Below are 19,063 nucleotides of genomic sequence, written 5' to 3' on the forward strand. Positions count from 1 at the left end.
GGGGCGCGCGCAAGCGCGACGCCTCGTTGCCGAGCGTTAGACGGTGTAGTTCGGAATCGAAACCATGGGCCTCGTCAGCGCGCTCTTCCATGCGCAAGGCCGCACTCATCCAGGCGCTACATGCGCCTGCCTGCAGAAAATCCATTCACTCCCCCTAAATCCGTTTACTCCGGCACGCGCCTGGAAACCCCTTCCTTGGCGATGCGGTGCCGATCATAAACAGGGCTTTGTCGGTTTTGCAATTACCTACGGTGTAGCGGATGTGCCGAACCGGTCGGATTCACCGAGGCATTGGCGATGGCACCGTCGAAGGGCATTGGGTGGGACAAGCGTCGTGATGCCTGCGCGCGTGGAGTCAAGTTCACGCGCCGCATCGACATCCAATCGCCAGTCATGGGGGGGGGGGAGAAAGAGGCGATCGGAAAGACACCCTCCTAGATGGGAAGGAGCGCGGTAGACCGCCGTGCCCCCCCTAGTTTCAACGCCAAATCACAGGATGAAACTACGCAAATCGGAAATCTGCTGCACATTCCGTTCGCAATGCGAAGGTCGGGAGTTCGATCCTCCTCCGCTCACCACTCATCCAGCCAGGACAGCGCGTAACGCTCAGGCGTCACGCGCTGTTCTGCTTTTCGGGGTTCGAAACGCGGCGCAGTGCCTCAGCCGGGTTTCTTCCCGCGGAATTCGGCCACCACTTCCTGCGGCGTCGGGTTCGCTTTCGCCTTCCCGTTGACGTAGACGATCGGCACCGGACCGTTCATCACCGAGGTCACGCGCGTGGCTTCCTCTGGGGAGGCCAGGCTGTTGTAGCTCGCGTGGTCCGTGCGCACGTAGGCGATGCCCTGCCTGGACAGGTGACGCACCAGTTCCTCCGTGCGACGTGCGGCGTCCGACGTGCAGTGTTGCGGCGCAAACACCATCACCCCGCGCGACGGCACGCCGTCGGGCATCGGGATCGACTTGAACCCCTGCGTGCTTACGCCGTCTGCGTCACCTGCCGAGCCGGTGTGCTCGGCGACCCAGGCGCCGGGATCCACGCGGCCACTGTCGATGTAGGTTTTCCACACGCCGACACCGGCCAGCAACACCAGTGCGCCGGCGCACGCCTTCATTGCGTTCATCGTTCCCCTCGCGATATGCGGCACCATCGCGCCGCATCGATCCCTGTGCGGCATGACCGCGACCCGGTTCGCAGCCTCGCACACCGCGGCCCGCTGCCGCTACCATCCGTCGATGCGCATACATCACTGGCTCACGGGTGCCGTCCTGCTCCTCGCCGGTTGCGCGAGCGGAGAGAGGCGAATGCAGCACGAGATCGACGCGCTGATGCGCGACTACCGGGGCGACGTACCCGGCGCCAGCGTGCTCGTCGTACGCGACGGCCAGCCGATCGTGCGCCACTCGTATGGCATGGCGGATCTGGAACGACACGTCGAAGCCTCGCCGCAGACGAATTACCGCCTGGCGTCGGTGAGCAAGCAGTTCACTGCCGCTTCGGTGCTGCTGCTCGTCGAGGACGGTCGGCTGAAACTCGACGACCCGATCAAGCGCTACCTGCCCGGCCTGCCCACCGCGGCGGACGGCATCACGATCCGCCACCTGCTCACGCACACTTCCGGCCTGATCGATTACGAGGACGTGATGGATCCCGCCGACACGCGGCAGGTGCACGACGCCGACGTGCTCACGCTGCTGCAGTCACAGAACCGCACCTACTTCGCGCCCGGCACCGGTTACCGCTACAGCAACAGCGGTTATGCGCTGCTCGCGCTGATCGTCGAACGCGCCTCCGGGCAGCGTTACGCGCGGTTCCTGCACGACCGCATCTTCCAGCCGCTGGGAATGAACGACACGGTCGCGTACGAGGCCGGCGTCTCCGAAGTGCCGAATCGTGCCTACGGTTACAGCCTGGAGAACGGCGCGTGGACGCGCACCGACCAGAGCACGACCAGCGCCGTGCTTGGCGATGGCGGCATCTATTCGTCCCTCGATGACCTGAGCAAGTGGGACGCCGCCCTCTACGACGAGCGACTGCTGCCGTCGAGCGTGCTGCGCCAGGCGTTCACGCCGGCCACGCCGACGGACGATCCGCAGGTCGAATACGGCTTCGGATGGCGCATCACCGGCGAAATGCTGTGGCATTCGGGCGAAACCATCGGCTTCCGCAACGTGATCGTGCGCTGGCCGAAGCGCCACCTGACGGTGGTGGTGCTCACCAATCGCGACGATCCGGAGCCTTACGAGACGGCGAAGAAGATCGGCGCGCTGGCGATGCGCGAGGTCGCGACGAACTGAGCGCTCACTCGATCGGCACGTCGAAGAAGGTCTTCGGTGCGGGCTCGGGGTCGAGCGTGAAGTGCCACCATTCCATCGGATAGTTGCGCAACCCCGCCTGCCGCATCGCGTCGCGCAGGCGGTCGCGATTGGCGCGCTGTTCCGGCGTGACGCGCGGTGAATCGGTGTTGGCGAGCGTATCGAAGAAGTCGAAATCGGTACCCATGTCCAGCGGCGTGCATGAGCCTGGCGCGTCGCAACGCATCAGCGTCAGGTCGATCGTCGCGCCACGGCTGTGGCCGGACGTCGGCGAGATGTAGTCGCCCAGCAACGTGCGCTTGTCCAGCGCGGGATAGAAGCGCGCCTTCGTGCTTTCGTCGGCGTTGTTGGCCCACGCGACGAACGCACGCACCGCGCGTGCGGGCCGGTAGCAATCGAAGATGCGAAGGCGATGACCCTGCGAACGCAGCGCGGTTTCGGCGCGCTGGATCGCTTTCGCCGCCGGTTCCAGCAGGTAGCAACGCGACGCGCCGTAGCCGTCCACGATCGCGCCGGTGAAATTGTTCCGTCCGGCATAGCGGATATCGAGGTCGATGTCGGGAACGAGCGTGCGGATATCGACAAGACCTGCTGAATCCGGCGTCTTTGCGGGCGAGACATCCATCCGCGCGGGCATCGCGCAACCTGCGAACGCGAGCAGGCAAAGCGCCAACACGACGTGCGCCAGCGACCGCATCAGGGGCACGCTCCCACGCGTTCGAACGCCAGGTCTTCGTAGTCGTAGCTGAAATCGGCTTGCGGATCGACCTTTGCCAGCCGCATGCCACTGCCGTCGAGATCGAGCCAGGCTTCGGCGTCGACGCTCGGATCGTCCCAGTCGATAAGCCAGCGCTTGCCGACGCGCTGCACGACGCCATCCAGTAGCGGCGACTTGCTCGCGCGGAAACGCACTGCATTGCCGTCGCGGCACAGCGTCGCCTCGCCGAACCACGGGTCGCGATACATGCCCAGTTTCGGCAAAAGCTCCTTCACGGTCGCTGGGCGACGACGTGAGGTATCCGGCGCCTGTTCGCTGACCGGGCGTGCGCCGTCCTCCTTGTCGATGAGCCCCGCGTAATGCGCGACCGACAGCGTCGGGTCGCCGGACGTATAGCGCTTCACCAGTACCTGCGTCAGCACGGTGCGCGCGTCCTCGCCTTCGCCATTGATCAGGATGACGAAGCCCGCGCCCTTGTCGGGCAGCATCGTCACGGCCGAATACATGCCCATCAGCGTGCCGGTGTGCGCGACCTTGAATACGCCGTCCACATCGGCGAGCCGCCAGCCGTAGCCGTACGCGGAAAAATGGCTGCGATCCCATCCGCGCATGCGTTTCGATACCGGCATCGGCATCTGCGGCGCCCACAGCGCCTGGCGCTGCTCCTGCGAAAGCCACGCTGCGTTCTTCGGGTCTGGCTTCAGCCAGTTCGCGGTCCAGCGCAACATGTCGTCGAGACTGCACCGCACGCCGCCGGCCGGGTCCATCGTGGTCGCAGGGATGATGTCGCCGTCGCTGCGCACGGGCACATTGCGTTCGCCTTCGCGCCGGTGCGGCTGCGCGACGTTGCCGACTTCGATGCGATTCCACTGCCCCACCTGACACCGCGTCATGCCGAGGGGCTCGAACACCTCCCGACGCACGAGCGTCTCGTACGGCGCGCCACCTGCCGCTGCGGCCACTTCGCCTGCGACGATATACATCAGGTTGTCGTAGTCGTAGCCCGAGCGGAAGCTGCGGTACGGCTTCAGATAGCCGAGCCCCTGGATGATGTCCGCGCGCGTGAACGTGTTCGGCTCCGGCCACAGCATCAGATCGCCGGCGCCCGCGCGCAGGCCGCTGTTGTGGATCAGCAGGTCGCGCACCTGCATCTCGCGGCCGACCCACGCGTCGTGCATGCGGAAGTCCGGGATCCATCGGGTCACCGGGTCATCCCAGTGCAACTTGCCGGCATCGACCAGTCGCGCGAGCGTGGCGGTCGTCATCGACTTGGTATTGGACGCGACCTTGAAGAGCGTCTTCGAGTCGATCCTTTCGCCCTCGCCTTCCACGAGTTCGCCCCCGGTGCGCGAGTACACGACGCGTCCATCCTCGACGATGCCCAGCGCCAGTCCCGACAGGTGGTAGCGCGAGAACACCTCGTCGAAGATCTCATCCACGGCCTTGCGGTCGGCCGGCGCTTCCGCTGCGGCGCTCGCCCCGGGCAGCCATGCCAGGCACAGCGCGAATGCGACGCCGAGGATGCGGTCAGGTCTCATGCCATGCCTGCGGGAACTGTTCACCGGCCATCATCTCCGTGATCGTCTGGCGCCGCCTGATGATGGCGTAGCGGCCGTCGTCGAGCAGCACTTCCGGCGGAAGCGGCCGGGAATTGTAGGTGGACCCCATCGATGCACCGTATGCGCCGGCACCGCCGATCATCAACAGGTCGCCCGACTCGCAGCGCGCCAGCACCCGTCCATGGGCGAAGGTGTCGCCGGTCTCGCACACCGGGCCGACCACGTCGTAGGCGACCTCCGGCTCGTCGCGGCCGTGCATCGGCACGATCTCGTGCCACGCATCGTAGAGCGAGGGACGAAGCAGATCGTTCATCGCGACATCGACGACGAGAAATTGGCGATCGGTGCCGTGCTTCACCCGGATCGCGCGCGTCACCAGCACGCCCGCTTCGGCGACGAGCCAGCGTCCGGGCTCCAGTGCCAGCGTGCCCTTGAAGTCGGCGAACGTTGCGCGCACCAGCGACGCGTAAGCGGCGATGTCCACCGGCATGTCGACGCCGGGGCGATACATGACGCCCAGGCCGCCGCCGATGTCGACACTCGCGATCGCATGGCCCGACTGCACCAGTTCGCGGCGGAACGCTTCCACGCGTTGCAGCGCCTGCCGGAATGGTTCCAGATCGAGAATCTGCGAACCGATATGCGCGTGCAGCCCGTCCAGCTGTACGTGATCGAGCGACGCGCAGTCGGCGAACCACCGCCGGGCCTCGTCGATGGACACGCCGAACTTGTTCTCGGCCTTGCCGGTCGAGATCTTCGCGTGCGTGCGGGCATCGACGTCCGGATTTATGCGCACCGCCGCCCGCGCGCACACGCCGCGCGACTGTGCCCTGTGCTGCAGAAGATGCAGTTCGTCGGCCGACTCGACGTTGAACCGCCACACGCCGGCCGCGAGCGCCGCATCGATCTCGTCGGCCGTCTTGCCGACGCCGGAAAACACGATGCGTTCGGCAGGAATGCCGGATTTCAAACTGCGCTGCATCTCGCCGAGCGACACGATGTCCGCGCCGACGCCGTGCTGCGCCATCAGCTGGAGTATCGCGATGTTCGAGTTGGCCTTGACGGCGAAGCAGATGCGCACGTCGACCCCGCGGAAGGCGCCGTGCAGGCTGGCGATTCGATCGCGGATCATCTGCGCCGAATAGGCGTAGAACGGCGTCTGGATCTGGCGCGCGATCGCGCCCAGCTCGCCCGGAAGGAAGTTCGACAAGGCAGGACCCTTGCGTAGGCCAAAAAAAGACGGCGGACGGCACGAGGCCGCCCGCCGCTCGAGGGACATCAATAGCTCAGCGACAGGATGAACTGCGCGTTGCGCGGTGCCTGGAACGCGGTCGGGTTACCGAAGAACGGATTCGTCAGGCCCACGCCCTCCTCTTCCTGCAGCGTTTCGTTGCGCTCGATCACCGTCTGCTCGTTGAGCACGTTGTAGACGGCGAACTTGGCGTTGAGCTTCACGGGGCCGAGCGTGGTGTTGTAGGCCACGCTGAGGCCGAGGTTGTACGTCCACGGCAGCGTGTCGTACGCACCGCGACGCGACAGGCGCCACTGGCCCTGGTCGGTGTAGCACAGGCTCGGATCGCTTTCGCAGATGTAGTGCGTCAGGAACTCGTTGTCGTCGTACGGGTTACCCGCGCCGTACTCGCTCATCGGGCGACCCGACGCCGCATCCAGCGTGGCGCCGATGGTCCAGTTGTCGGTGATGGCGTAGTTGCCGCGCAGCTTGATCTGGTGGCGATGATCGTTGGGCAGGTAGCCATAACCGCCAATCTCGACGAACGGATTGTCGAAGGCCTCGGTGCGACCGGAGTCGGCGAAGTCGGTGTCCGAATTCACCGGACCCTCATAGTTGCCCTTGCTCATCGACCAGACATAGGTCGCATTGAACGCCCACTTGTCGTCCCATGCGCGGTCGAGCTGCAGTTCGATGGCGCGATAGGTGCGCTTCGGGTTTTCCCAGCCGATCATCGTGCCGTCGCGCAGTTCCCAACCCGTCTGCGAGGTGTCGATGGTGACGAAGCCATCGCTTTCGCCATCGCAGTCGGTGTCCGTGTAGTAGGTCAGGTCCTTGCCCGGATTGGCCATCACGAAGCCGCTGTCGCCGCAGCTGTTGACCACTTCCATGTCGTCGATCGCGTTGTGCATCTTGCGGTAGGTGCCGCTCACGCCCCACGACCACTTCTCGCCCAGCATCTGCTGGAAGCCGAGGATGAACTCGTCCTGGTAGACCGGATCCATGTCCTTGTCGACCTCGCCGCGGAAGTCGGCCACGCTGCCGTCGCCCTGCGAATCGTCGACGGTACCGATCTCCGCGCCCAGGCCCGGGATCGGGTTGTCGCCAGAGGCGAAAGTGCCGTCCCAGAAGTAGAACCGGCGGGCGTCGAGGAACGGACCGGCCTGCTTGATGTTGATGACGTTCGCCACCGGCAGGAAGTAACGGCCGGCGTTGCCGAACACCTTCGAGCGGCCATCGCCGTTCAGATCCCACGAGAACCCGAAGCGCGGCGCGATCATGTCGTTGAGCTTGATGTAGCTGTTGCCCGCCGCGTCCTTGTTGTCGAAGCTCTCGATGCGCACGCCGAGGTTCAGCAGCAGGTTCGGCGTGACGTTCCAGTTGTCCTCGATGTAGTAGGCCTCGTTCTCGGTCTCGAACGTGCCCTGGTTGGCGACCTGGCGCGTGCGGACGTACACGGTGCCCGCGGGTACCGTCACGCCGTTGACGCGTGCACCTGCATTGTTCACTTCGTAACGCAGTCCGTCGCCCGGATAGCGACTGCTGTAGTCGGACGTGTTGTTCTCGTGATCGGCGCCGAAACGCAGCAGGTGGTCGCCCAGGTTCCACTCGAAATCAAGGCGCATCGCCTCGCGCGTGTCGGTGCGGTCGATCACCGAGGTGTTGCTGGTGCAGCCGATGAAGGACGTGTTCACGCGCTGGTCCTGCACGAGGCTGCAGCGGTCGTCGTTGACGCCGATCGCCGAGGCCGAGCGCTCGTTCTCGCCGTACATCGCCTTCATCGAGAACGTGTCGGTGAAGTAGCCGGTGTACGTCGCGGCCCAGTTGTCGCCGCCGGTCTTGTTGATGATGCGGTTGCGGAAGTCGCCGCGCGTGCCGGCGTCCGCATCAAAACCGAACACGTCCTGCGTGGTGTCGTTCTTGTCGGAGAAGCCGAACACTTCCAGCAGGTTGGCGTCGTTGATCTGCCAGTCGACCTTCGCGCCCCAGAAGTCGTTGTCGCCGTGGTTCTCGAAGAAGTTTCCGCCGCCGTCGTCGGTATTCTGCGAGTCGAGGTCGCGCTTTTCATAGATGCCGAAGAAGAACAGGCGGTCCTTGATCAGCGCGCCCGAACCCCAGACGGAATAGTTGTTCTCGTCGGAATCGTCCCAGCGCGTGTAGAGCGTCGGCGCGTAGTTCCGGCCGTTGCCCTGCCACAGGCCGTCTATCACGATGTCGGCACCGGCATGGAACTCGTTCGTGCCGCGGCGCGTCACGGCGTTGATCACGCCGCCCGTGCTGCGGCCGTACTCCACCGAATAACCGCCGGTCTTGATCTGGAACTCCTCCAGGAACGAGAACGGCAACGAAGAGAAGCCGACGCGGTTGTAGAAGTCGGTGACGTTCAGGCCGTTGATGTAGACGGTGTTCTCCGCCACCGACGAACCGCCGAACGAGATGCCGCCGAACTCGCCGCGATTCACGCCCGGTGCGAGCGTCGCCACGTCGATGATGTCGCGCTGCACCGGCAGTCGCGTCACTTCCTCGCGGCTGATGTTGGTCGCGATCTCGGTCGAGGTCACGTCGACCGCGGACACGACGCGCGAGCCGATCACCTGCACCGCTGCGAGGTCAGTCGCCGAGCCGCCGGCGGCAATGTTCAGCGTCGTCGCGTTGCCCAGGCTGATGGTCGTCTGCGCCGGTTGCGACAGCGCCTGTCCGTCAGCAACCACTTCGACCTGGTATTCGCCAACCGGGAGGAACGGAAAGCGGTAATTGCCCGAATCGTCCGCGCGCACCGTGCGCACGAACCCGGTAGCAGGATTGCGCACCGTGACTTCGGCGTTCGGCGCGGTGCGACCGACCAGCGAACCGTCCGTGTTGGCGGCGTGCGCCTGATTCAACGACAACGCCGACGTCAGGCAGACGCCCAACGCCATGCACAACGCGGTCCTACGAAACCCCATGCTCTTCATGTCCCCTCTCCACGGTGAAGGTGATGCGCGACGCGCTAGCGCGACGTCCCGCCGGCGGGCAGTACCTTTGCTGCAAAGCTGTAATCCCACTGGTCGAAGTAGAGGTTGCCCCCTGCCCACTCCACTTCGCCGCGTTGCGAATCCACGGTCTCCGACCGGACGTGCTGCTTGGCCGGCACGAAGTCCGTGCTGATGTCGTCGTTGAAGGCGATCCGGTATGCATCCAGGCCGCCGAGATAGAACCACTCCACTTCCGGATCGCGCGCGCCCTTGAACTGGCCGGTCGTCACGTCCATCGGCACCCAGCCGTACGGCGCCAGGTACAGCGCGCCCCAGTCGTGCAGGTTGTCGTAGTTGCCGTCGGAATAGACCATGCCCGACTGCCAGCGCGACGGAATGCCGTTCAGGCGCAGCAGCGTCATCAGCAGCAGCGTCTGCTGGCCGCAGTCGGCATGATTTCCGCGCAGTGCGTAATCGCTGATGTTGGTGATGGTCGAATACTCCCGCGCGCCGCCCCAGGGAATGTCGTCGACCGCCTGGAAGAGCTTCTGCGCGATGCGATACGGATTCCTTTCGTCGCCGACGACCTTCTTCGAGAACGCGCGCATTTCATCGGTGAACACGATGTGCGGCGCCTGCTGTGCGAGGTACGGCGCGAGGTCGGGACGATCGCCAAGGGCCGTCACCTTGGCCGGGTCGATGACGTGGTGCTCGCCGAAGATCGTCAGTTCGTAGTCGATCTTGAACGTCGTCGGCTGTCCCGCCACCGCCGGCTTTTCGAGGTACACGGTGCGCTGCAGCGTCGACTCGGGCGCGATCTCGTGCTTCGCCGGCGCGCTCGACAGGAAGCGGATGTCTTCCTGCCGGCCCGGCAATGCCCGCGGATACGGAATCCATGCGCGCACGGTCTCGCCTGCCGGCACCGCATCGGCATTCACCGTGATCGATTGCGTCACGTGGATGCGTCGTGGAGCGACGCTGCTTTTCCCGGTGCGCTTCGCCTCGGCGATGGCCTCGTCGTGGTAGGCGTTGGCGTTCTCCATCGGCCCGTCGTTGCGCGGGAACGGCGTCGCGCGGCGCGCCATCGCCTCCGGGCTCACGCGGAACAGGTTCGATACGGAACGGTTGAAGTACCAGGGCGTTCCGTCGATCACCATGTGCTCAAGCAGGTTGGCCTTCGTCCAGCGCTGGAATTCGTCCTCGCGCAGATCGGGAATCGATTCGCGAAGCTTCGCGCGCGCTTGATCGGCCGACAGCGTGAAATCGAGCCGGATGCGGCGCATCCGCTCGCGCTGGAATTCGAGGTCGACGCGGGTCCTGTCATCGAGGCCCGGCTTCGCGAGTGCCGCATCGATCTGCGAGGTAGCGCCGCGGAAGTCGCCCGCGTCGATGTCAGCGACAACTGCGGGCAAGGGATCGGTGGAGGAGGTGGCGGCATCGGTCGCGGCGATCGCGCCCAGCGCAAGGACGGCGGCGAGCAGGACGTGCCGGCGGCGCGTCCGGGGCATTGGCGATCGAAGCGGTAACCGAAGATCGTCCACGCGGGCCACTCATGAGAGGCGTTTCATCGCTGTGTAACATGAGTGGAGTACCCGGTCAATAATTTATTCTTGACTATCTGATCGAAAGAAGTATCTATTCTCCTGAACCGGCCCGCTGCCCGTACGGCGGCTCATGAGGGGGACGCGATGATCGAGGACGCTCTGGCCTCCGGCCGCGATACGACCCATGTCGCGCCGCGTTCCGCCAGCCCGACGCCGGAACTCGCCGGCACCACCCCAATCTTGTCTGCCGGCCCTCGCCCGGCCGTTCACGGATTCCGCTCCATGCGCCTTCGCACCGCCCTCTTCGCATCGCTGCTCTCGATCGGCCTGCTTTCCTCGGCCCACGCGCACGAGCGCAACTGGAGCATTCCGGCCGATACCGGCGTCGTCGGTGTCGAACAGGCCCAGCTCGATCCCGCGTGGTGGGTGGCGCGGCAAAGCGAGCCGGATCGCGTAATCCTCGACGCGCGGGCCATCGCCGCGCAGAACGCGAAGCTGATGCAGCTGGACGACAGCATGTTCGATCTCGACGCGCTGCCAGCGTCGCTCGACCGCGTCCGCGTTGCGGCATGGATCGAAGGCTTGTCGAAGCGCCCGACGCGCACGCTTTACGACGAGCGCGGCCGGACGATCGCGAACGCGGACCTGGACGCGATCGTCGACAACGTCAACCTCACGGCGATTCCCGCCTCCCAGCCGACGCGCTTCGGACTGGTCGTGCATCGCGCCGACCTGCGGACGTTCCCGACCCGCACACGGGTGTTCAGTTCCAACGACGACCACGATATCGACCGCTTCCAGGAAAGCGGCCTGTTCCCGGGCGATCCGGTGGCGATCGTGCACGAAAGCCGCGACGGCCAATGGCTGTTCGTGGTCAACACGCGGTACGCGGCGTGGATCGAGAAGCGCCTCGTCGCCGAAGGCCGTCGCGACGAGGTACTGGCGTACGGCAAGCGCACGCCGTTCCGCATCGTCACCGGCGCGCGCGCGACCACCGTGTACACGCCTGAGGAACCCGGTGTTTCCGAACTCCAGTTCGACATGGGCGTGCGCGTTCCGGTCATCGCCGACTGGCCTGTCGGCAAGGCGGTGAACGGCCAGCACGGCTACACCTCGCACGTCATCGAACTGCCGGTGCGCAACGATGACGGCACGCTGCGATTCGCGCCCGCGCTGCTGCCGCGTCGCGAACCGACGGCTGACGCGCCGCTGGCGCTGACGCCTCGCAACCTCATCCAGCAGGGCTTCAAGTTCCTCGGCGAGCGCTACGGCTGGGGCCACAGCTACAACGCGCGCGATTGCAGCGGCTTCGTCTCCGAGATCTACCGCAGCATGGGCGTGCAGCTGCCGCGCAACACCAGCGACCAGGCGGTCAGCCCGGCGCTCAACCGCATCGCGTTCAACGAAAAGGACAGCCATGCCAAGCGCATGGCTATCGTGCGCGAACTGCAGGTCGGCGACCTGGTCTACATCCCGGGCCACGTGATGATGGTGATCGGCAACCTCGACGGCGAGCCGTACGTCATCCACGACACCACCGGCCTCAGTTTCGCCAGATCCGACGGCCAGACCGTTCGCGCGAAGACCAACGGCGTCACCGTTTCGCCGCTCACGCCGCTGCTGTTCAACGGCAAGCAGACGTTCGTCGATCGCATCACCAACATCCAGCGCATCCGGCCGTAAGCCGCGATCCGCCGCACACCCGCCCCCACATTCCAGAACGACAAGAATGAAGATCACGCAGATCCGGTTCGGCATGTTGCGCGTCCCGCTGAAAACGCCTTTCAAGACCGCGCTGCGCACGGTCGAGGCGATCGAGGACATCATCGTCTGCGTGCATACCGACACCGGTCACGTCGGCTATGGCGAAGCGCCGGCGACGGCGGTCATCACCGGCGACACGCACGGCTCCATCGTCGAGGCCATCAACAAGTTCATCGCGCCGCGCCTGATCGGCCAGGAAATCGCGAACCTCAACCGCATCACGCAGCTGATCCAGACCGCGCTGGAGAAGAACACCAGCGCGAAGGCGGCGGTGGAGATCGCGGTGTACGACCTGTTCGGCCAGCTGTACGGCGTCGCCGCTGTACAAGATGCTCGGCGGCGGCGATCCGGTGATCACCACCGACATCACCATCAGCGTCGACTACATCGAGAAGATGGTCGCCGATTCGCTCAGCGCGGTGGATCGCGGTTTCGAATCGCTGAAGATCAAGGTAGGCAAGGACATCGGCGTCGACATCGAACGCGTGAAGGCGATTTACGCCGCCGTCGAAGGCCGCGCCCTGCTCCGCCTCGACGCCAACCAGGGCTGGACCGCCAAGCAGGCCGTGCACGCGATCAACATGCTCGAAGACGCCGGCGTGCGGCTGGAACTGGTGGAACAACCGGTGAAGGCGCAGGACCTGGACGGCATGAAGTACGTCACCGAGCGCGTGCACACGCCGATCATGGCCGACGAAAGCGTGTTCGGCCCGAAGGAAGTGATCGACCTCATCCGCATGCGCGCGGCGGACATCATCAACATCAAGCTGATGAAGACCGGCGGTCTGTCGAACGCGATCCGTATCGCCGACATCGCGGCGCTGTACGAAGTGGAATGCATGATCGGCTGCATGCTCGAAAGCAGCATCAGTGTGGCGGCGGCAGTGCACCTGGCGGTGGCGAAGTCCAATGCGATCACCAAGGTGGATCTCGACGGCCCTTCGCTTTCGGCGTTCAACCCGGTCGATGGCGGCGTGCTCTTCAACGAGTCGGAGATCTCCGTCACCGACGCGCCGGGCTTGGGCATCCGCGAGATCCGCGGGCTGGAAATGCTGCCAAACTGACGTTCCTTCGGATCCGGAGTCCGCATGTCGCCGCTGCTGAAGATCCGCTCCGAACGCGACCAGATGTCGGCGATCGAACGCCGCATCGCGGATTTCCTGCTCGAGAACTCGCACCTGCTGCGCGACTACTCGTCGCAGCAGCTCGCCAACGCGCTGGGCATCAGCCAGTCGAGCGTGGTGAAGTTCAGCCAGAAGCTTGGTTTCAAGGGGTATCCGGACCTCAAGTACTCGATCGGCCAGGCGGTCGCGCGCGGCGACGGCGCGGACGACGGCGGAACCAGTCGCGAAACGCGCGCGGACGATCCGCACGCTGCGCTGGCCGAAGACCTCTGGCACCTGAAGGCGCTGGCCGAAGCCGAAACGCGCCTGATCAATCCGCCGGAGAACATCGACGCGATCGCGCACGCGATCCTGAAGGCCGGCAAGGTGTTCATCATCGGCCTGGGCGAGGACGGCATCCCGGCGCGCGCGTTCGCCACGCGGCTGTCGATGCTCGGCATCGTCACGGTGCACTACGTCGATGCAATCCTGATGCAGGCCGGTGTTTCCAGTGCAGCGCCGGGCGACGTGCTGATGGTGTTCTCCGAGCACGGCCGGCAGCCGACGCTGTGCCAGATCAGCCATCTCTTCCGCGAGCGCGTCGGGCGCGTCGTCACGGTAACGCGCCACACGCCCAATCCGCTGCGCGCGCATGGCGATGCCGCGCTGCTGGTGTCGGCGCACGACGAGCGCCGGCACATCGAGCCGCTGCTATATCAATCCGCGCTGCAGCACCTGCTCGACCTCATCTTCGTCCTGCTGTGCGATGCGAGCGAGGAACGCCGCCTCCAGCTCGACTTCAACTTCGAGCGCATGCAGGATCTGCTCGATCACTGATCCGGGGTTCTTCATGCAGATGGCGGCATTCGTTCGCAGCTTCGCCCTCGTCGCGCTCGCGGCAGTCACGGCTTGCGCAGACCTGGGCTCCAAGTCCGTTGCGACGACGCCGTGGAAGGACGCGCAACAACTCGTACTGGTCACCACCCCCGACTGGAACTCCAGGACCGGCACGCTGCGCCGCTACGAGCGCCATGGCGGCCAGTGGCGTGAAGCAGGCGAGCCGACGCCGATTACCGTAGGCCGCAGCGGTTCGGCATGGGGCGTCGGGCTTCATCCCGCGCAGCCCGACGCGCCGCAGAAACAGGAAGGCGACGGTCGCGCGCCGGCGGGCGTGTTCCGCATCGGCACGGCCTTCGGCTATGCCGACACGGCCTCGACCGCCTGGCCTTACCAGGGGATGAGCGCATCGGACTGGTGCATCGACGTGCCCGCCTCGCCGCTCTACAACCGCATCGTCGACGCCAGGCAGGTTGGCGACGCTGCCGTCGAAGGGTCGAGCGAGCCGATGCGCCGCGACCTCCACGCCGGCGGCGACGTCCGCTACAAGCTCGGCTTCGTGATCGAGCACAACCCGGGCAACCGCAGCGGCGCGGGCAGCTGCATCTTCGCCCACCTGTGGCGCGCCCCGGGCGAGCCCACGGCGGGTTGCACCGCGATGCCGGAAGCGGCGATGCGCGAGCTGCTGGCATGGCTCGACCCGCGCCGTAAACCCGTGTTCGCGTTATTGCCCGATAACGAACTGGAACGTCTGCATGCGGCGTGGGATCTCCTCGCGCCGACGCCGCTGCGCTGAAAATGTCGCGCCCCATGCCATCCTCTGCGCGGCTGCGCGAGGATGGGCCTCGACGCACAGACCCGGAAACCCGATCCCCGATGTCGAACACCGCCCGCGTACTCCTCGGACTCTTCCTCGGCGCCGCCATCGGCCTGTCGCTCGCGTGGATCGACCCGGTACTGGCCGGCAAGGTCGCCGATTTGGTGCAACCGGTCGGCCGCCTCTGGCTCAACGCCCTGCAGATGACCGTGGTGCCGCTGGTCGCGGCGCTGGTGGTGATCGGCGTGAACAACGCGACCGACGCCGCGGCGTCCGGCCGCACCGCGCGCAAGGCGATCATCACCTTCGTGGTGATCCTGGCCGTCTGCGCCACCTTCGCCGCGACGGTGGCGCCCATCCTGTTCTCGTTCGTGCCGCGCCAGGAGGGCCTGGCCGAATCGCTGCGAGCCGCCACTGCCGGCGCGGCGCAACTGTCGCTGCCAAGCTCGCTGGCCGAATGGTTCGCCGGGATCATCCCCGCCAACGCACTGGCCGCCGCGGCGTCGAGCGCGATGCTGCCGCTGGTGGTGTTCGCGCTGTTCTTCGGCTTCGGCCTGACCAGGATCGAGGCCGGCCGCCGCGCCCGCGTGCTCGAACTGATCCAGGGCATCGCCGACGTGATGATCGTCATCGTGCACTGGGTGCTGTGGGTGGCGCCCATCGGCGTGTTTGCGCTGGTGCTGGCCGTGTGCGCCCGTGTGGGCCACGGCATGATCGGCGCGTTCGGCTGGTACATCGCCATCCTCTGCACGATGTACCTGCTCGCGACGGCGCTGATGTACCCCATCGCGATCATCGCCGGCGGCGAGCGCCTGCGCCGTTTCGCGGCGGCGATCGCGCCCGCGCAGGTCGTGGCCGCCAGCACGCAGTCCTCGCTGGCCTCGCTCCCGGCGATGATCGAATCCTCGCGCGAGCGCCTGGGCCACCCGCTCAGCGTGACCTCGCTGGTGCTGCCGATGGCGGTGTCGCTGTTCCGGATCACCAGCCCGATCCAGTACATGGGCGTGGCGGCGTTCATCGCGTGGGCCTACGGCGTCGACCTGAGCATCGCGCAATGGGCCGCCGCGGCGGCGCTGGCAGTAGTCATCAGCATGGGCTCCGTGGGACTGCCCGGCCAGGTCAGCTTCATGGCGACCAACATGCCGGTGACGCAGGCACTCGGCCTGCCGGTCGAGCCCCTCGGCCTGCTGCTGGCGCTGGACACGATTCCGGACGTCTTCGCGACGCTGGGCAACGTCACCGGCGATCTCACCGCGACGACGGTGGTGGCGAAGGGCCAGCACGATCCGGTGAATCCGGACCTCGGCGAAGACGGCTGACGCCGCGGCGTCATCGAGCAGTCGCCACGAACGGCCGGGATCACGGCGCTTACGGCGATTCGCAGGCTTTTCCGACGCTTGATCGGGCGCCTTCCCGGCCCGATCCGCACGCGTTCATGCGAAAATGCCCGCCTCATGGCCCCGTAGCTCAGCTGGATAGAGCGGTCCCCTCCTAAGGGACAGGTCGCACGTTCGAATCGTGTCGGGGCCGCCACTGTCGCAGTAAAGGGAGCCGCCATGACCCACCCCGTCCTCACCGCCCTTGGCCTGAACGCCGCCGAATCTGGTACCTACCTCGGCAACGGCGAGTGGTCCGGCACCCGCGACGCGGGCGTGCTCGAGTCGGTGAACCCGACCAACGGGGAGGTGCTGGCGAAGGTCCACGCGTCGTCGCAGTCCGATTACGACACCATCGTCGAGCGCGCCCAGGCCGCCTTCAAGGTGTGGCGCACCACCCCGGCCCCGCGTCGCGGCGAGGCGATCCGCCTGTGCGCCGACGCACTGCGCAGGCACAAGGACGCCCTCGGCTCGCTGGTCGCACTGGAGATGGGCAAGTCCAAGCCGGAAGGCGACGGCGAAGTGCAGGAAATGATCGACATCGGCGACTTCGCCGTCGGTCTGTCGCGCCAGCTGTACGGCCTGACCATGCATTCCGAGCGCCCCGGCCACCGCATGTACGAGCAGTGGCATCCGCTCGGTCTCGTCGGCGTGATCTCGGCGTTCAACTTCCCGGTCGCGGTGTGGGCCTGGAACTCGTTCATCGCGGCGATCTGCGGCGATATCACGATCTGGAAGCCCTCGCCGAAGACGCCGCTGTCGGCCGTCGCGTCGATGAAGATCTGCAACGAGGCCCTGAAGGCCGGCGGTTTCCCGGACATCTTCTTCCTGTTCAACGACGCCGGCACCGAGCTCGCTTCCAGCTTCGTCGACGACAAGCGCATCCCGCTGATCAGCTTCACGGGTTCGACCAAGGTCGGCCGCATCGTCGGCGAGCGCGTCGCGCGCCGCATGGGCCGCTCGCTGCTGGAGCTGGGCGGCAACAACGCGATCATCGTCGACCCCACGGCCGACCTGAAGCTCGCCATTCCGGCCATCGTCTTCGGCGCTGTGGGCACCGCCGGCCAGCGCTGCACCACCACGCGCCGCCTGTTCGTGCACGAGTCGATTTACGACGACGTCCTCGCCAAGCTCGTCACCGCCTACAAGCAGGTGGAGAAGAAGATCGGCGATCCGACCGACCCGGCCAACCTCATGGGCCCGCTCAACAGCCGCGACGCCGTGCAGGCCTACCTCGACGCGATCGAGCAGGCCAAGGCCGCCGGCGGCAAGGTCGAAACCGGTGGCGCCGCCATCGAGCGCGCCGGCAACTTCGTGCTCCCCGCCATCGTGACGGGGCTGTCGAACGACGCGGACATCGTGCAGCACGAGACCTTCGCGCCGATCCTGTACGTCATGAAGTACCGTGACCTGGCCGACGCCATCCACATGCAGAACGACGTGCCGCAGGGCCTGTCGTCGGCGATCTTCACGCAGAACCTGAAGGCGGCCGAGGCATTTTTGTCGGCGGCCGGCTCGGATTGCGGCATCGCCAACGTCAACATCGGCACCAGCGGTGCGGAGATCGGCGGCGCGTTCGGCGGCGAGAAGGAAACCGGCGGCGGTCGCGAATCGGGTTCGGACGCCTGGCGCGCCTACATGCGCCGCCAGACCAACACGATCAACTACTCCGACGCACTTCCGCTGGCGCAGGGCATCAAGTTCGACCTGTAGGAGCTTCCGTCCACCCGCGTTCACACCCGCATACGGTTCTCGACCCAAGCCCCCCTCCAGGCTGACTGAATGTACGGACTCGCCCGCCCCTTCCTGTTCGGCCTGGACGCCGAAGCCGCGCACGGCGCAGCGCTCAACGCGCTGGAAGTGGCGTACCGCACCGGCGCCGGCGCACTGCTGTCGCGGCGTCCCACGCCGCTGCCGACGCGCGCGTTCGGGCTGACGTTCCCCAATCCGGTCGGCCTGGCCGCCGGCCTGGACAAGAACGGCGCCCACATCGATGCGCTCATGGCGCTGGGGTTCGGGTTCGTCGAGATCGGCACCGTCACGCCGCGCGCGCAGGAAGGCAATCCGAAGCCGCGCATGTTCCGGCTGTCGGAGCACGAGGCCGTCATCAACCGGCTGGGCTTCAACAACGGTGGCGTCGATGTGCTGGTGCGTAACGTCGAGCGGGCGAAGCGGCGCCATGGCCTGCTCGGCATCAACATCGGCAAGAACAAGGACACGCCGAACGACTCGGCGGAGGACGACTACCTGTTCTGCCTGGAGCGCGTCTATCCGCTCGCCGATTACGTGACGGTCAACATCTCCTCGCCCAATACCGCGGGTCTGCGCGAATTGCAGGAAGAGCAGGCACTGCGCCGTCTGGTCGGCACGCTGCGCGAGGCGCAGGAACGGCTTGCGGGCGTCCACGGTCGCCGCGTGCCGATGCTGGTGAAGATCGCGCCGGACCTGACCGACAACGACGTCGAGGCCGCCGCACGCGTACTGGGCGATCTGCATGTGGATGGCGTGATCGCCACGAACACCACGATCTCGCGCGTGGGAATCGAAGGCTCGCCACTGGCCAACGAAGCGGGCGGGCTGTCCGGAAAGCCGCTGCTCGGCCAGGCAACCGCGGTGTTGCGCATGATGCGCACGCGCCTGCCGGAGTCGATTCCGATGATCGGCGTGGGCGGCATCCTGTCCGGCGCCGATGCCGCGGCGAAGATGGCCGCGGGCGCCACGTTGGTGCAGTGCTACACCGGCTTGGTCTATCGCGGGCCAGCGCTGATCAAGGAATGCGTCGAAGCGATGCGTCGCCGCAAGGAAGCCCCGAGTCGCGGCAACATGCCGCCGATCGTATGAGCCGCG

At 66.1% G+C, this 19,063-nt stretch carries 13 protein-coding genes, 1 tRNA gene and 1 pseudogene; 9 read left to right on the forward strand and 6 right to left on the reverse strand.

Annotation, left to right across the window (positions count from 1 at the left end):
• Window positions 1-659: 659 nt before the first annotated feature.
• The gene (locus ABIE51_RS13655) at window positions 660-1,121 is read right to left on the reverse strand and encodes a hypothetical protein (protein WP_192631141.1); all 462 of its coding nucleotides are present in this window, start codon (window positions 1,119-1,121) and stop codon (window positions 660-662) included.
• Window positions 1,122-1,302: 181 nt separating this feature from the next.
• On the opposite strand from ABIE51_RS13655, the gene ABIE51_RS13660 reads away from it, so the two are divergent.
• Window positions 1,303-2,295: a serine hydrolase domain-containing protein gene (locus tag ABIE51_RS13660; protein ID WP_354504290.1), complete on the forward strand. Its 993-nt coding sequence runs from the start codon at window positions 1,303-1,305 to the stop codon at window positions 2,293-2,295.
• A gap of 4 nt (window positions 2,296-2,299) precedes the next feature.
• On the opposite strand, the gene ABIE51_RS13665 is transcribed toward ABIE51_RS13660, so the two are convergent.
• The 5 genes from ABIE51_RS13665 to ABIE51_RS13685 form a co-directional block, all read right to left on the reverse strand.
• Window positions 2,300-3,010, reverse strand: coding sequence for a M15 family metallopeptidase (locus ABIE51_RS13665; protein ID WP_192631710.1), 711 nt, complete (start codon window positions 3,008-3,010; stop codon window positions 2,300-2,302).
• Window positions 3,010-4,569: a serine hydrolase domain-containing protein gene (locus ABIE51_RS13670; protein ID WP_192631142.1), complete on the reverse strand. Its 1,560-nt coding sequence runs from the start codon at window positions 4,567-4,569 to the stop codon at window positions 3,010-3,012. Before ABIE51_RS13670 ends, ABIE51_RS13665 begins: the two co-directional genes overlap by 1 nt.
• Complete coding sequence (gene lysA / locus ABIE51_RS13675) at window positions 4,559-5,800, reverse strand: diaminopimelate decarboxylase (protein WP_354504294.1); 1,242 nt, start codon at window positions 5,798-5,800, stop codon at window positions 4,559-4,561. The genes ABIE51_RS13670 and lysA overlap by 11 nt, the downstream gene beginning before the upstream one ends.
• Before the next feature lie 68 nt (window positions 5,801-5,868).
• Entirely contained in the window at window positions 5,869-8,739 is a 2,871-nt protein-coding gene (locus tag ABIE51_RS13680) for a TonB-dependent receptor (protein ID WP_502913307.1), read from the reverse strand.
• A gap of 71 nt (window positions 8,740-8,810) precedes the next feature.
• Entirely contained in the window at window positions 8,811-10,283 is a 1,473-nt protein-coding gene (locus tag ABIE51_RS13685) for a transglutaminase-like domain-containing protein (protein WP_192631145.1), read from the reverse strand.
• Between the two features lie 318 nt (window positions 10,284-10,601).
• On the opposite strand from ABIE51_RS13685, the gene ABIE51_RS13690 reads away from it, so the two are divergent.
• From ABIE51_RS13690 to ABIE51_RS13725, 8 genes and pseudogenes are all read left to right on the forward strand, one after another.
• Window positions 10,602-12,002, forward strand: a complete 1,401-nt coding sequence (locus ABIE51_RS13690) for a C40 family peptidase (protein WP_192631146.1) — start codon at window positions 10,602-10,604, stop codon at window positions 12,000-12,002.
• Between the two features lie 46 nt (window positions 12,003-12,048).
• Window positions 12,049-13,147, forward strand: a pseudogene (locus ABIE51_RS13695) (dipeptide epimerase).
• Between the two features lie 24 nt (window positions 13,148-13,171).
• Window positions 13,172-14,023, forward strand: a complete 852-nt coding sequence (locus tag ABIE51_RS13700) for a MurR/RpiR family transcriptional regulator (RefSeq protein WP_157030633.1) — start codon at window positions 13,172-13,174, stop codon at window positions 14,021-14,023.
• Between the two features lie 13 nt (window positions 14,024-14,036).
• Window positions 14,037-14,819 carry a L,D-transpeptidase family protein gene (locus ABIE51_RS13705; RefSeq protein WP_192631147.1) on the forward strand — a complete coding sequence of 261 codons (783 nt, stop codon included), beginning with the start codon at window positions 14,037-14,039 and terminating at the stop codon, window positions 14,817-14,819.
• 80 nt (window positions 14,820-14,899) lie between these two features.
• Window positions 14,900-16,159 (forward strand): dicarboxylate/amino acid:cation symporter, encoded by a 1,260-nt coding sequence (locus ABIE51_RS13710; RefSeq protein WP_192631148.1) that lies wholly within the window; start codon window positions 14,900-14,902, stop codon window positions 16,157-16,159.
• A 137-nt stretch (window positions 16,160-16,296) separates the two neighbouring features.
• Window positions 16,297-16,373 (forward strand) — tRNA-Arg (locus ABIE51_RS13715).
• A 23-nt stretch (window positions 16,374-16,396) separates the two neighbouring features.
• Entirely contained in the window at window positions 16,397-17,929 is a 1,533-nt protein-coding gene (amaB, locus tag ABIE51_RS13720) for an L-piperidine-6-carboxylate dehydrogenase (protein ID WP_115844470.1), read from the forward strand.
• A gap of 69 nt (window positions 17,930-17,998) precedes the next feature.
• Window positions 17,999-19,057 (forward strand): quinone-dependent dihydroorotate dehydrogenase, encoded by a 1,059-nt coding sequence (locus tag ABIE51_RS13725; RefSeq protein ID WP_192631149.1) that lies wholly within the window; start codon window positions 17,999-18,001, stop codon window positions 19,055-19,057.
• The last annotated feature ends 6 nt before the right edge of the window (window positions 19,058-19,063 follow it).

Origin of the sequence: Lysobacter sp. OAE881 (genome assembly GCF_040546665.1) — a bacterium.
Lineage (GTDB): Bacteria > Pseudomonadota > Gammaproteobacteria > Xanthomonadales > Xanthomonadaceae > Lysobacter_J > Lysobacter_J soli.